Here is a 13,065-nt window from a genome sequence, read left to right on the forward strand (position 1 = left end):
GAGGTCTTGCCAGGAGAGGGTGATGAACAGCGCCTGGAGGCATCCTGCCAGACAGCTGTCCGCCATGAAGTCTAGCAGGCGAGGCAGCGGACGCTGGCCGGGCTTGAGTTCGGCGAATTCTAGCATGGAGATTTTCCATGCTGACAGACGCTTATGTAGCTTTCTGCAAGTAAGGTCGCGCTTTTCAGACCTGGCCGAGTTGAAAATATTGTCGACAATACTTTGGTCTGCTTTGACTGGTTCGGCTTTTGAGCGTAGTTTTGCACCTATCGAAATGCTCTGGTGTCGACAATCATGCTGCTCGAATCGAATGAACTGGTCACGCCTCAGGCGGATTCGGAAACACTTTCCGAGCATGTCTTTCGCTTGATCCAGGCGGCCATCGTCAAGGGCGAGATCGCTCCCGGCAGTAAGATCTCCGAGCCGGAGCTGGCGCGTACCTATGGCATCAGCCGCGGCCCGTTGCGCGAGGCGATTCACCGCCTGGAGGGACAGAAGCTGCTGGTGCGCGTCCCGCACGTGGGGGCGCGGGTCGTGTCGCTGAGCCATGCCGAGCTGATCGAGCTGTACGAGATCCGCGAATCGCTGGAAGGCATGGCCTGCCGCCTGGCCGCCGAACGCATGACGCAGACGGAAATCGACGAGCTGCGCCGGGTGCTGGAACTGCACGAGCAGGACGCCGCGTTCAAGGCGGGGGTCGGCTACTACCAGCAGGAAGGCGACTTCGACTTCCACTACCGGATCATCCAGGGCAGCGGCAACCGCACCCTGGCCAAGCTGCTCTGCGACGAGCTGTATCAGCTGGTGCGCATGTACCGCCTGCAGTTTTCCGCGACGCCCAACCGGCCGCGCCAGGCGTTCGCCGAGCATCACCGCATTCTCGATGCCATCGCCGAGCGTGACGGCGAACTGGCCGAACTGCTGATGCGCCGTCATATCGGCGCTTCCAAGCGCAACATCGAGCGCCACTACGTTGCCCAGAACGGGCAGGGCGCGCTCACCACTCCATCCAAGACCCGAGGTGATTCATGACTCAGCTTTCCGCCGGCCAGCGTTTCCGCCAGGCCCTCGCCATCGAGAGTCCGCTGCAGGTAATCGGTGCGATCAATGCCAACCACGCGCTGCTGGCCAAGCGCGCGGGGTTTCGCGCCATCTATCTGTCCGGCGGTGGTGTGGCGGCCGGCTCCCTCGGTTTGCCGGACCTGGGCATCAACACCCTGGATGACGTGCTGACCGACGTGCGGCGCATCACCGATGTCTGCGATCTGCCGCTGCTGGTGGACATCGACACCGGCTTCGGTCCCAGCGCCTTCAACATCGAACGCACCATCAAGAACCTGATCAAGGCCGGTGCCGCTGCGGCGCACATCGAGGATCAGGTCGGCGCCAAGCGCTGCGGTCACCGTCCGGGCAAGGAAATCGTCTCCTGCGAAGAAATGGTCGACCGCGTGCGTGCCGCCGCAGACGCCAGGACCGACCCCGATTTCTTCCTCATCGCCCGCACCGACGCCATCCAGGCCGAAGGCGTGGACGCGGCCATCGAGCGTTGCCAGGCCTACGTCGAGGCCGGTGCCGACGGCATCTTCGCCGAGGCGGCGTACGACCTGCCGACCTACAAGCGTTTCGTCGATGCGCTGAACGTACCGGTACTGGCCAACATCACCGAGTTCGGTGCCACGCCGCTGTTCACCCGCGACGAACTGGCCTCGGTCGGCGTCGCCATCCAGCTCTATCCGCTGTCCGCCTTCCGCGCGGCGAACAAGGCGGCCGAGAGTGTCTACACCTCGATTCGCCAGAACGGCCACCAGAAGGACGTGATCGAGCTGATGCAGACCCGTGCCGAACTCTATGACCGTATTGGCTACCACGCCTTCGAGCAGAAACTCGATGCGCTGTTCGCCGCCGGCAAGAAATAAAGACAAGAACAAGGATTCGAGGAGATAACCATGAGTGCCACTGAAACCACCCCTGGCTTCAAACCGAAGAAGTCCGTCGCCCTGAGCGGTACCGCCGCCGGCAACACCGCACTGTGCACCGTCGGCCGCACCGGTAACGACCTGCACTACCGTGGCTATGACGTGCTCGATTTCGCCAATCGCTGCGAGTTCGAGGAAATCGCCCACCTGCTGGTCCACGGCAAGTTGCCGAACGTCGCCGAGCTGGCCGGATACAAGGCCAAGCTCAAGGCGCTGCGTGGCCTGCCGGCCGGGGTGAAGGCCGCGCTGGAGCAGCTGCCGCCGTCCGCCCATCCGATGGACGTGATGCGTACCGCGGTGTCCGTGCTCGGTTGTCTGGCGCCGGAGAAGGACGATCACAACCATCCGGGTGCCCGCGACATTGCCGACAAGCTGATGGCCTCGCTGGGTTCGGCGCTGCTGTACTGGTACCACTACAGCCACAACGGCAAGCGTATCGAGGTGGACACCGACGATGACTCCATCGGCGGCCATTTCCTCCATCTGCTGCACGGCGAGAAACCGCGCGAGTCCTGGGTGCGTGCCATGCACACCTCGCTCAACCTGTACGCCGAGCACGAGTTCAATGCCTCGACCTTCACCTCGCGGGTGATCGCCGGCACCGGCTCGGACCTGTTCTCCTGCATCGCCGGTTCCATCGGTGCGCTGCGCGGGCCGAAGCACGGCGGCGCCAACGAAGTGGCCTTCGAAGTGCAGAAGCGCTACGACAGCCCGGACGAAGCCGAGGCCGACATCCGTGCCCGGGTCGAGCGCAAGGAGGTGGTGATCGGCTTCGGTCATCCGGTCTATACCGTCAGCGACCCGCGCAACAAGGTGATCAAGGAAGTGGCTCGCGAGCTCTCGGTGGAGCAGGGCAACAGCAAGATGTACGACATCGCCGAGCGCCTGGAGAGCGTGATGTGGGACATCAAGAAGATGTTCCCCAACCTCGACTGGTTCAGCGCCGTCAGCTACCACATGATGGGTGTGCCCACCGCGATGTTCACCCCGTTGTTCGTCATCGCCCGCACCGCCGGCTGGTCCGCGCACGTCATCGAGCAGCGCATCGACGGCAAGATCATCCGCCCGAGCGCCAACTACACAGGCCCCGAAGACCTGAAGTTCGTGCCGCTCAAGGATCGTAAATAATCATGACCGACACCGTGAATAGCCAATACCGCAAGCGCTTGCCCGGTACCGCGCTGGATTACTTCGACGCCCGTGAGGCGGTCGAGGCGATCCAGGCCGGCGCCTGGAGCAAGCTGCCCTACACCTCGCGCGTGCTCGCCGAGCAGCTGGTACGTCGCTGCGCGCCGCAGGACCTGACGGCGTCGCTGGAGCAACTGGTCTATCGCCGGCGCGACCTGGACTTCCCCTGGTATCCGGCGCGCGTGGTGTGCCACGACATCCTGGGCCAGACTGCGCTGGTCGACCTGGCCGGCCTGCGTGATGCCATCGCCGACAAGGGCGGCGATCCGGCCAAGGTCAACCCGGTGGTACCGACGCAACTGATCGTCGATCACTCTCTGGCCGTGGAGGCAGCGGGGTTCGATCCGGATGCGTTCGAGAAGAACCGCGCCATCGAGGACCGCCGCAACGAGGATCGCTTCCACTTCATCGACTGGACCAAGACCGCGTTCAAGAACGTCGATGTGATCCCGGCCGGCAACGGCATCATGCACCAGATCAACCTGGAGAAGATGAGCCCGGTGATCCAGGCGCGTGGCGGCATCGCGTTTCCCGACACCTGCGTCGGCACCGACTCGCACACGCCGCACGTCGATGCGCTGGGCGTGATCGCCATCGGCGTCGGCGGCCTGGAGGCCGAGACCGTGATGCTCGGCCATCCATCGATGATGCGCCTGCCCGATATCGTCGGCGTCGAGCTGACCGGCAAACGCCAGCCGGGCATCACTGCCACCGATATCGTCCTGGCTCTGACCGAATTCCTGCGCAAGGAGCGCGTGGTGGGTGCCTACGTCGAGTTCTTCGGCGAAGGGGCCGACAGCCTGTCCATCGGCGACCGCGCGACGATCTCCAACATGTGCCCGGAATACGGCGCCACGGCCTCGATGTTCTACGTCGACGAGCAGACCATCGACTACCTCAAGCTCACCGGTCGCGAGCCGGAGCAGGTGGCGCTGGTCGAGCACTACGCCAGGACCCTGGGGCTGTGGAGCGATGCGCTGACAAGCGCGGAGTACGAGCGGGTACTGCGTTTCGATCTGGGTAGCGTGGTGCGCAACATGGCGGGGCCGTCCAACCCGCATCGACGCCTGCCGACCTCGGCCCTGGCCGAGCGCGGCATCGCCGATGAAGCCAAGCTGCAGTCCGGCAAGGGCGAGGAAGCCGAGGGGCTGATGCCCGACGGCGCGGTGATCATCGCGGCCATCACCAGTTGCACCAACACCTCCAACCCGCGCAACGTCGTCGCGGCCGGTCTGGTGGCGAAGAAGGCCAATGCCCTGGGGCTGGTACGCAAGCCCTGGGTGAAGACCTCGTTCGCGCCAGGCTCGAAGGTCGCCAGGCTGTATCTGGAAGAGGCCGGCCTGCTGCCGGAGCTGGAGAAGCTCGGCTTCGGCATCGTCGCCTACGCCTGCACCACCTGCAACGGCATGTCCGGTGCGCTCGATCCGCAGATCCAGAAGGAGATCATCGACCGCGACCTGTACGCCACCGCCGTGCTCTCGGGCAACCGCAACTTCGACGGGCGCATCCATCCCTATGCCAAGCAGGCCTTCCTCGCTTCGCCGCCGCTGGTGGTGGCCTACGCCATCGCCGGCACCGTGCGCTTCGATATCGAGCAGGACGCGCTGGGTACCGATGCCAATGGCAATCCGGTCACCCTGAAGGACCTCTGGCCGAGCGACGAGGAGATCGACGCCATCGTCGCCGCCAGCGTGAAGCCGGAGCAGTTCCGCCAGATCTACATTCCGATGTTCGACCTCGGTAGCGTGCAGGAGGCGGAAAGCCCACTGTACGACTGGCGGCCGATGTCCACCTACATCCGCCGTCCGCCGTACTGGGAAGGCGCACTGGCCGGCGAGCGCACGCTCAAGGGCATGCGTCCGCTGGCGATCCTGCCGGACAACATCACCACCGATCACCTGTCGCCGTCCAACGCCATCCTGGCGGACTCGGCGGCGGGCGAGTACCTGGCCAAGATGGGCCTGCCGGAGGAGGACTTCAACTCCTACGCCACCCACCGTGGCGATCACCTGACCGCGCAGCGTGCCACCTTCGCCAACCCGCAGTTGGTCAACGAGATGGTCGTGGTCGACGGGCAGGTCAAGAAGGGCTCGCTGGCCCGCGTGGAGCCGGAAGGCAAGGTCATGCGCATGTGGGAGGCGATCGAAACCTACATGAACCGCAAGCAGAACCTGATCATCGTTGCCGGTGCCGACTACGGCCAGGGCAGCTCGCGCGACTGGGCGGCCAAGGGCGTGCGCCTGGCGGGCGTGGAGGTGATCGTCGCCGAAGGCTTCGAGCGTATCCACCGTACCAACCTGGTGGGCATGGGCGTGTTGCCGGTGGAGTTCAAACCTGGCACCACGCGCCTGACCCTGGGCCTGGACGGTACCGAGACCTACGACATCGAAGGCGAGATCTCGCCGCGTTGCGAGCTGACCCTGGTGGTCAACCGCCAGAACGGTGAAGTGCTCAAGGTGCCGGTGACCTGCCGCCTGGATACCGCTGCCGATGTCAGCGTGTACAAGGCCGGTGGTGTGCTGCAGCGCTTCGCCAAGGACTTCCTCGAAGGCGCGGTGGCCTGACCTCGCAGAGTGGATCAGGCCTCATCCATCTACCGTGGAATCTGCCACGGTGGATGGGGCAGCGCCATCCACCCAGCGTCTGGCACGTAGCCCGGATGCAATCCGGGCATGACCAAATCTGCTTGCCCCGGATTGCATCCGGGCCACTTTTTCAGGACTGCACTCATGGCTCATCTGCCGCAAGTGAAAATCCCCGCTACCTACATCCGTGGCGGTACCAGCAAGGGCGTGTTCTTTCGCCTGCAGGATCTGCCCGAGCGCTGCCAGGTGCCAGGCGCGGCGCGTGACCGGTTGTTCATGCGCGTCATCGGCAGTCCTGATCCCTATTCGGCGCATATCGATGGCATGGGCGGTGCGACCTCGTCCACGTCGAAATGCGTGATCCTGTCGGCCAGCAGTCGGCCGGAGCACGATGTCGATTACCTCTATGGTCAGGTCTCCATCGACAAGGCCTTCGTCGACTGGAGCGGCAACTGCGGCAACCTGTCCACGGCAGCGGGGGCGTTCGCCATCCATGCCGGTCTCGTGGACCCGGCGCGGATCCCGCAGAACGGCACCTGCGTGGTGCGCATCTGGCAGGCCAACATTCACAAGACCATCATCGCCCATGTGCCGATCAGCAACGGCCAGGTGCAGGAAACCGGCGATTTCGAGCTGGATGGCGTGACCTTTCCGGCGGCGGAGATCGTGCTGGAGTTCCTCGACCCGTCCGACGATGGCGAGGAGGGGGGCTCGATGTTCCCCACCGGCAACCTCGTCGACGACCTGGAGGTGCCTGGCATCGGCACCTTCAAGGCGACCCTGATCAGCGCCGGCATCCCCACGGTGTTCGTCAATGCCGAGGACATCGGCTACCAGGGCACCGAGCTGCGCGAGGCCATCAATGGCGACCCGGCGCAGCTGGCGCGTTTCGAGCAGATCCGCATCGCCGGTGCGCTGCGCATGGGGCTGATCGCGACTGCCGAGGAGGCTGCGACCCGTCAGCACACGCCGAAGATCGCCTTCGTCAGCCCGCCCAAGGATTACCGCACCTCCAGCGGCAAGCAGGTGCAGGCCGGCGAGATCGACCTGCTGGTGCGTGCGCTGTCGATGGGCAAGCTGCACCACGCCATGATGGGCACCTGTGCGGTGGCCATCGGCACGGCGGCGGCGGTGCCGGGGACCCTGGTCAACCTGGCCGCCGGTGGTGGTGAGCGTGAAGCGGTGCGCTTCGGCCATCCGTCCGGCACCTTGCGCGTCGGTGCCGAGGCCCGGCAGGTCGAGGGGCAGTGGGCGGTGACCAAGGCGGTGATGAGCCGCAGCGCGCGCATCCTGATGGAAGGCTGGGTACGGGTGCCGGGCGACAGCTTCTGAGTCGCTCAGTGCTGGCTGGTACCCAGCAACAGGCCGCCGGCGCCGACGAAGAAGGCGCCGGTGGTGCGGTTCAGGTTGCGCACGCCACGGGCACTGCGAATCAGGCGGCGGATTTGCAGGCCGAACAGTGCATAGAGCAGCGAAGCGGCGTACTCCGCCAGCAGATAGGTCGTGCCCAGGTAGAGAAACTGCTCGGCGGCAGGCTGATCGGGGCGGATGAACTGCGGGAAGATCGCCGCGAACAACAGGATGGCCTTGGGGTTGCTGATGCCGATGAGAAATTCCTGGCGCGTCGCCAGCCACAGGGTGCGCCTGGGTTGCGTCAGACCTTGCTGTTCGTCCAGGGCGAAGGCGCGGCTGCGCCAGGCGCTGACACCCAGGTAGAGCAGGTAGGCGGCGCCGACCCACTTGATCGCGGTGAACAGCTGTTCGGAGGCCATCAGCATGGCGCCGAGGCCGACCGCCGAAATGAGCAGGAAGAAAGCGAATGCGATGACCCGCCCGGTGGTCGCCACTACGGCGGTCGTCACACCATGGCGGATACCGTTGTTCATCGCGCAGAAGTTGTTGGGCCCCGGGGTGATGGCGATCAGCAGGGCGATCGGGGCGAACAGCACGGCATCGTTGAGCGTCATGGCGGGCTCGCGGCAGGTTATTTGAGACGGCGTTCCACGCCTTTTTCCACCAGGATCTTGGCGGAAATCTCTTCCACGGAGAAGTGCGTGGAGTTGATGAAGGCGATGTTCTCGCGGCGGAACAGGCTCTCCACCTCGCGCACCTCGAACTCGCACTGCGCATAGCTGGCGTAGCGGCTGTTGGGTTTGCGCTCGTGGCGGATGGCGGTGAGGCGATCCGGGTCGATGGTCAGGCCGAACAGCTTGTCGCGGTATTTCTTCAGCGACTCGGGCAGTTGCAGGCGCTCCATGTCGTCTTCCGTCAGCGGATAGTTGGCCGCGCGGATGCCGTACTGCATGGCCATGTACAGGCAGGTGGGCGTTTTGCCGCAGCGTGATACGCCGACCAGAATCAGGTCGGCCTTGTCGTAATAGTGGGTGCGGGCGCCATCGTCGTTGTCCAGGGCGAAGTTCACCGCCTCGATGCGCTCCATGTAGTTGGAGTTCTGGCCGATGGAGTGCGACTTGCCGACGGAGTAGGAGGAGTGCGAACTCAACTCCTGCTCCAGCGGCGAGAGAAAGGTGGAGAAGATGTCGATCATGAAACCATTCGCGGTATCGAGGATCGCACGAATGTCACGGTTGACGATGGTGTCGAAGATGATCGGGCGCATGCCGTCTCTTTCGGCAGCGGCATCGATTTGTTGTACCATGGCGCGCGCTTTTTCGACGCTGTCGATATAAGGGCGGGTCAGTTTGGTGAACTGAATGTTCTCGAACTGCGCGAGCAGGCTCTGGCCCAGGGTTTCGGCCGTGATGCCGGTGCCGTCGGAGATGAAGAAAGCGGTTCGTTTCATTTGCGCCAAAGGCCTTAAGCTGAGTTCGATTCTTGGCTATGATAGGCCGCGTTTTTCGCCGGCCCCATGGGGTCTGGCATTGTTACTTATTCAAGGGCAAGGCCACAATCTTGCGGCAACCTGTCGCCGGAGCGTCCAGCCCCCCGAGAATTTGCGTGAAGGCTGCCAGCTGGAGCCCTGCAGGGCCGAAGTGCAGCAGGCTTCACGCGAGTTCTGAGCTTTTCCAACATTCTAGTGGAGAGATCACCTTGGTAGAGTACGTAGTTTCCCTCGATAAGCTCGGCGTCCACGATGTAGAGCATGTGGGGGGCAAAAACGCATCCCTCGGCGAGATGATCAGTAATCTGGCGGGTGCCGGCGTCTCGGTTCCCGGTGGTTTCGCCACGACCGCCCAGGCCTATCGTGATTTCCTCGAGCAGAGCGGCCTGAACGAGCGCATCCACGCCGCACTGGATGCGCTGGACGTCGATGACGTCAACGCCCTGGCCAAGACCGGCGCAGAAATCCGCCAATGGGTGATGGACGCCGAATTCCCGGCCCGTCTCGATGCCGAGATCCGCGAAGCCTTCGCCGCCATGAGCGCCGGCAACGACAACATGGCGGTCGCCGTGCGTTCCTCCGCTACCGCCGAAGACCTGCCGGACGCGTCCTTCGCCGGCCAGCAGGAGACCTTCCTCAACATCCGTGGCGTGGACAACGTGATCCGCGCCGCCAAGGAGGTGTTCGCCTCCCTGTTCAACGACCGCGCCATCGCCTACCGCGTGCACCAGGGCTTCGACCACAAGCTGGTCGCCCTGTCCGCCGGCGTGCAGCGCATGGTGCGTTCGGAAACCGGCACCGCCGGCGTGATGTTCACCCTCGATACCGAGTCCGGCTTCCGTGACGTGGTGTTCATCACCGGCGCCTACGGCCTCGGCGAGACCGTGGTCCAGGGTGCGGTCAACCCGGACGAGTTCTACGTGCACAAGCCGACCCTGGAAGCCGGTCGCCCGGCGATCCTGCGTCGCAACCTGGGCAGCAAGGCGATCAAGATGGTCTATGGCGACGAAGCCAAGGCCGGCCGCTCGGTCAAGACCGTGGAAGTCGACCGCGCCGAGCGCGCCCGTTTCTGCATCAGCGATGCCGAGGTCAGCGAGCTGGCCAAGCAGGCCCTGATCATCGAGAAGCACTACGGCCGCCCGATGGACATCGAGTGGGCCAAGGACGGTGACGACGGCAAGCTGTACATCGTGCAGGCCCGTCCGGAAACCGTGAAGAGCCGTTCCAGCGCCACCGTGATGGAGCGCTACCTGCTGAAAGAGAAGGGCACCGTGCTGGTGGAAGGTCGCGCCATCGGTCAGCGCATCGGCGCCGGCAAGGTCCGCGTGATCCACGACGTCTCCGAGATGGACAAGGTCCAGCCGGGCGACGTGCTGGTCTCCGACATGACCGACCCGGACTGGGAGCCGGTGATGAAGCGCGCCAGCGCCATCGTCACCAACCGTGGCGGGCGTACCTGCCACGCGGCGATCATCGCCCGTGAACTGGGCATTCCGGCCGTGGTTGGCTGCGGCAACGCGACCAGCGTGCTGAAGGACGGCCAGGGCGTCACCGTTTCCTGCGCCGAAGGCGACACCGGTTTCATCTTCGAAGGCGAACTGGGCTTCGACATTCGCAAGAACTCGGTCGACGCCATGCCGGACCTGCCGTTCAAGATCATGATGAACGTCGGTAACCCGGACCGCGCCTTCGACTTCGCCCAACTGCCCAACGAGGGCGTGGGCCTGGCCCGCCTGGAATTCATCATCAACCGCATGATCGGCGTGCACCCGAAAGCGCTGCTGAACTTCGCCGGCCTGCCGCCGGAGATCAAGGACAGCGTCGAGAAGCGCATCGCCGGCTACGGTGACCCGGTCGACTTCTACGTCGAGAAACTGGTCGAGGGCATCAGCACCCTGGCCGCCGCGTTCTGGCCGAAGAAGGTCATCGTGCGCCTGTCGGACTTCAAGTCCAACGAATACGCCAACCTGATCGGCGGCAAGCTGTACGAGCCGGAAGAAGAGAACCCGATGCTCGGCTTCCGTGGTGCCTCGCGCTACATCAGCGAGTCGTTCCGCGACTGCTTCGAGCTGGAGTGCCGCGCACTGAAGAAAGTGCGCAACGAGATGGGCCTGACCAACGTCGAGATCATGGTGCCGTTCGTGCGTACCCTCGGCGAAGCCAGCCAGGTGGTCGAGCTGCTGGCCAGCAATGGTCTGTCCCGTGGTCAGGATGGCCTGAAGGTCATCATGATGTGCGAGCTGCCGTCCAACGCCCTGCTGGCCGATGAGTTCCTGGAGTTCTTCGATGGTTTCTCCATCGGTTCCAACGACCTCACCCAGCTGACCCTGGGCCTGGATCGCGACTCCGGCATCGTCGCGCACCTGTTCGATGAACGTAACCCGGCGGTGAAGAAGCTGCTGGCCAACGCCATTGCCGCCTGTAACAAGGCGGGCAAGTACATCGGCATCTGCGGTCAGGGCCCGTCGGACCACCCGGACCTGGCGCGCTGGCTGATGGAGCAGGGCATCGAGAGCGTGTCGCTGAACCCGGATTCGGTACTCGACACCTGGTTCTTCCTGGCCGAGTCCCAACCGGCCTAAGCCTCGCGATCGACCGAAGAAGGGCGGGTTGATCCCGCCCTTTTTTTGCTTATCAGGCCGTCGAAAGCGATCGTGCAGACGCTCCCGACGGTTTTCGTTGCCTGCCATCCGAGCAGGCAGCCCCCTGGTCCGTCGCTGACGGCGGCATGAATTGCTTTCGGCAGTTCTTTCGCATGCCGTTCAGCGCCATTGTGGTCTCCTTGGTCCATGCAGAGCAGTAGTGAGCTTTTCCCGGTATCTCTGATCAGCGCCGAGTTGCGTGGCGACCTCAGTGAGGACATCTACCTTCTCAAGCCCAACAACAGCCCGGACCCGAGTGTCGAGCTGGCGCTCACGCGTCTCGGGCCGGCCCGCCACGAGGATGGCCGTGGGGTGCCCGTGGTGCTGCTGCATGGCAGCTTCTCCAATCGACGCTTCTGGTACTCGCCCAAGGGCATTGGCCTGGGCGCGCACCTGGCGCGGGCCGGTTTCGATGTGTGGATCGCCGAAATGCGCGGTCATGGCCTGTCGCCGCGCAACGAGTGCTACCGCAGCAACAGCGTGGCCCAGTACGTACGTTACGACCTGCCGGCCATCGCCGACTTCATCTTCGAGCAGAGTGGCCAGGTGCCGCACTGGATCGGTCACTCGCTGGGCGGGGTGATCCTGGCCGCCGCGCTTGGCGGTGGCTATCTCGACGAGACACGGGCGTGCTCGGCGGCACTGTTCGGCAGTCAGATCAGCCGCATCTACTGGCCGCTGAAGATCCCGCCGCTGGAGTGGGGCAGCCGCCTGTTGTTGCGTGCCTTTCCCTACCTGTCCGGGCGGCGTCTCAAGCGCGGTCCCGAGGACGAGCCCGTCGGGCTGGCATTGGAAACCCTGCGCTGGTTGCGCCTGTTCGGGCGTTTCGCCGACGACGAGCGGGACTGGTGGGCCGGGCTTGCCGAGGTGCGCCTGCCGCTGCTCGCGGTCAGCGCGGCCGGCGACCATCAGGACCCGGCCTGGGCCTGTCGCAAGCTGCTCGAGCAGTGCTCGGCGGCGGACTCGGAGTTTCTCCTGCTGGCCAAGACGGCTGGCTTCTCCAGCGATTTCGGCCATATCGAGATGCTGGTCAGCAAGGAGGCGCAGCGCGAGGTATGGCCGCTCGCCGAATACTGGTTGCAGCACCTGCGATTGCCCGATGGCTTCGCCGAGCGAGGCGCCAGCCAGGACGCTTGAGGGGTTGCGGGCGTTTCTTCATGGCGCGCTTGACGCTAATATGTGACGCATCAGGCGCAGCCGGTCATTTTCAGGATTTGTTGCCAGTCACTCGTTCGCCTGGCGCAGCCGCATTGCGCTGAATTGTCCCGGCGAGCGCGGGTCAATGAAGGTGACCCCGGCGCCAGCCGCCCTTGCTTATCCAATGTCGAAAGGAGTTCTGTCATGCACTACGTCACCCCCGATCTGTGCGATGCGTACCCGGAGCTGGTTCAGGTGGTCGAGCCGATGTTCGCCAACTATGGCGGCCGCGATTCCTTCGGTGGCCAGATCGTCACGATCAAGTGCCACGAAGACAACTCCCTGGTGAAGGAGCAGGTCGACCTGCCTGGTCAGGGCAAGGTACTGGTGGTGGACGGTGGCGGGTCCCTGCGCCGTGCGCTGCTCGGCGACATGCTCGCCGAGAAGGCGGCCAAGAACGGCTGGGAAGGTATCGTGGTGTATGGCTGCATCCGTGACGTCGACGTGATCGCGCAGACCGATCTCGGCGTGCAGGCGCTGGCCAGCCACCCGATGAAGACCGACAAGCGCGGTATCGGCGACCTCAACGTGGCAGTGACCTTCGGTGGCGTCACCTTCAAGCCGGGTGAGTACCTGTACGCCGACAACAACGGCGTCATCGTGTCCCCGCAAGCGCTGAACATGCCGGAGTGAGT

At 64.3% G+C, this 13,065-nt stretch carries 11 protein-coding genes; 8 read left to right on the forward strand and 3 right to left on the reverse strand.

Features of this window, described 5'->3' with window-relative positions; all coding sequences use genetic code 11:
* Positions 1-294 precede the first annotated feature (294 nt).
* The 5 genes from E4487_RS17815 to prpF all read left to right on the forward strand — a co-directional run bounded on the left by E4487_RS17815 (position 295) and on the right by prpF (position 7,081).
* Complete coding sequence (locus E4487_RS17815; RefSeq protein ID WP_037047704.1) at positions 295-1,032, forward strand: GntR family transcriptional regulator; 738 nt, start codon at positions 295-297, stop codon at positions 1,030-1,032.
* Positions 1,029-1,916 (forward strand): methylisocitrate lyase, encoded by an 888-nt coding sequence (gene prpB, locus E4487_RS17820; RefSeq protein ID WP_037047702.1) that lies wholly within the window; start codon positions 1,029-1,031, stop codon positions 1,914-1,916. Before E4487_RS17815 ends, prpB begins: the two co-directional genes overlap by 4 nt.
* Before the next feature lie 30 nt (positions 1,917-1,946).
* Positions 1,947-3,104 carry a 2-methylcitrate synthase gene (gene prpC / locus E4487_RS17825; protein ID WP_037047700.1) on the forward strand — a complete coding sequence of 386 codons (1,158 nt, stop codon included), beginning with the start codon at positions 1,947-1,949 and terminating at the stop codon, positions 3,102-3,104.
* A gap of 14 nt (positions 3,105-3,118) precedes the next feature.
* Positions 3,119-5,728: a Fe/S-dependent 2-methylisocitrate dehydratase AcnD gene (acnD, locus tag E4487_RS17830; protein WP_175254022.1), complete on the forward strand. Its 2,610-nt coding sequence runs from the start codon at positions 3,119-3,121 to the stop codon at positions 5,726-5,728.
* 165 nt (positions 5,729-5,893) lie between these two features.
* Positions 5,894-7,081: a 2-methylaconitate cis-trans isomerase PrpF gene (gene prpF / locus E4487_RS17835; protein ID WP_175253999.1), complete on the forward strand. Its 1,188-nt coding sequence runs from the start codon at positions 5,894-5,896 to the stop codon at positions 7,079-7,081.
* A 5-nt stretch (positions 7,082-7,086) separates the two neighbouring features.
* Here the strand turns inward: prpF and E4487_RS17840 are convergent, their stop codons facing one another.
* From E4487_RS17840 to E4487_RS24925, 3 genes are all read right to left on the reverse strand, one after another.
* Positions 7,087-7,716: a LysE family translocator gene (locus E4487_RS17840; RefSeq protein WP_175254000.1), complete on the reverse strand. Its 630-nt coding sequence runs from the start codon at positions 7,714-7,716 to the stop codon at positions 7,087-7,089.
* Positions 7,717-7,733: 17 nt separating this feature from the next.
* A complete protein-coding gene (locus E4487_RS17845; RefSeq protein ID WP_037047682.1) occupies positions 7,734-8,552 on the reverse strand; it encodes a pyruvate, water dikinase regulatory protein in 819 nt (272 codons plus the stop codon).
* A gap of 86 nt (positions 8,553-8,638) precedes the next feature.
* Positions 8,639-8,854 carry a hypothetical protein gene (locus E4487_RS24925; RefSeq protein WP_371923154.1) on the reverse strand — a complete coding sequence of 72 codons (216 nt, stop codon included), beginning with the start codon at positions 8,852-8,854 and terminating at the stop codon, positions 8,639-8,641.
* Here E4487_RS24925 and ppsA point away from each other — a divergent pair.
* The 3 genes from ppsA (at position 8,801) to rraA (ending at position 13,063) form a co-directional block, all read left to right on the forward strand.
* Positions 8,801-11,173: a phosphoenolpyruvate synthase gene (gene ppsA, locus E4487_RS17850; RefSeq protein WP_175254001.1), complete on the forward strand. Its 2,373-nt coding sequence runs from the start codon at positions 8,801-8,803 to the stop codon at positions 11,171-11,173. The genes E4487_RS24925 and ppsA overlap by 54 nt on opposite strands.
* Before the next feature lie 207 nt (positions 11,174-11,380).
* The gene (locus E4487_RS17855) at positions 11,381-12,370 is read left to right on the forward strand and encodes an alpha/beta fold hydrolase (RefSeq protein WP_175254002.1); all 990 of its coding nucleotides are present in this window, start codon (positions 11,381-11,383) and stop codon (positions 12,368-12,370) included.
* A 204-nt stretch (positions 12,371-12,574) separates the two neighbouring features.
* Positions 12,575-13,063: a ribonuclease E activity regulator RraA gene (rraA, locus tag E4487_RS17860; protein WP_037047675.1), complete on the forward strand. Its 489-nt coding sequence runs from the start codon at positions 12,575-12,577 to the stop codon at positions 13,061-13,063.
* Positions 13,064-13,065: the final 2 nt, after the last annotated feature.

Origin of the sequence: Pseudomonas sp. BMW13 (assembly GCF_013357275.1) — a bacterium.
In the GTDB taxonomy this organism is placed as follows: domain Bacteria; phylum Pseudomonadota; class Gammaproteobacteria; order Pseudomonadales; family Pseudomonadaceae; genus Aquipseudomonas; species Aquipseudomonas khazarica.

What these genes read in the sequence shown, in the direction of transcription:
- E4487_RS17815 (WP_037047704.1), top strand. Translation starts at nt 295, where the DNA reads ATGCTGCTCGAATCGAATGAACTGGTCACGCCTCAGGCGGATTCGGAA.
- prpB (WP_037047702.1), top strand. Translation starts at nt 1,029, where the DNA reads ATGACTCAGCTTTCCGCCGGCCAGCGTTTCCGCCAGGCCCTCGCCATC.
- prpC (WP_037047700.1), top strand. Translation starts at nt 1,947, where the DNA reads ATGAGTGCCACTGAAACCACCCCTGGCTTCAAACCGAAGAAGTCCGTC.
- prpF (WP_175253999.1), top strand. Translation starts at nt 5,894, where the DNA reads ATGGCTCATCTGCCGCAAGTGAAAATCCCCGCTACCTACATCCGTGGC.
- E4487_RS17840 (WP_175254000.1), bottom strand. Translation starts at nt 7,716, where the DNA reads ATGACGCTCAACGATGCCGTGCTGTTCGCCCCGATCGCCCTGCTGATC.
- E4487_RS17845 (WP_037047682.1), bottom strand. Translation starts at nt 8,552, where the DNA reads ATGAAACGAACCGCTTTCTTCATCTCCGACGGCACCGGCATCACGGCC.
- E4487_RS24925 (WP_371923154.1), bottom strand. Translation starts at nt 8,854, where the DNA reads ATGCTCTACATCGTGGACGCCGAGCTTATCGAGGGAAACTACGTACTC.
- E4487_RS17855 (WP_175254002.1), top strand. Translation starts at nt 11,381, where the DNA reads ATGCAGAGCAGTAGTGAGCTTTTCCCGGTATCTCTGATCAGCGCCGAG.
- rraA (WP_037047675.1), top strand. Translation starts at nt 12,575, where the DNA reads ATGCACTACGTCACCCCCGATCTGTGCGATGCGTACCCGGAGCTGGTT.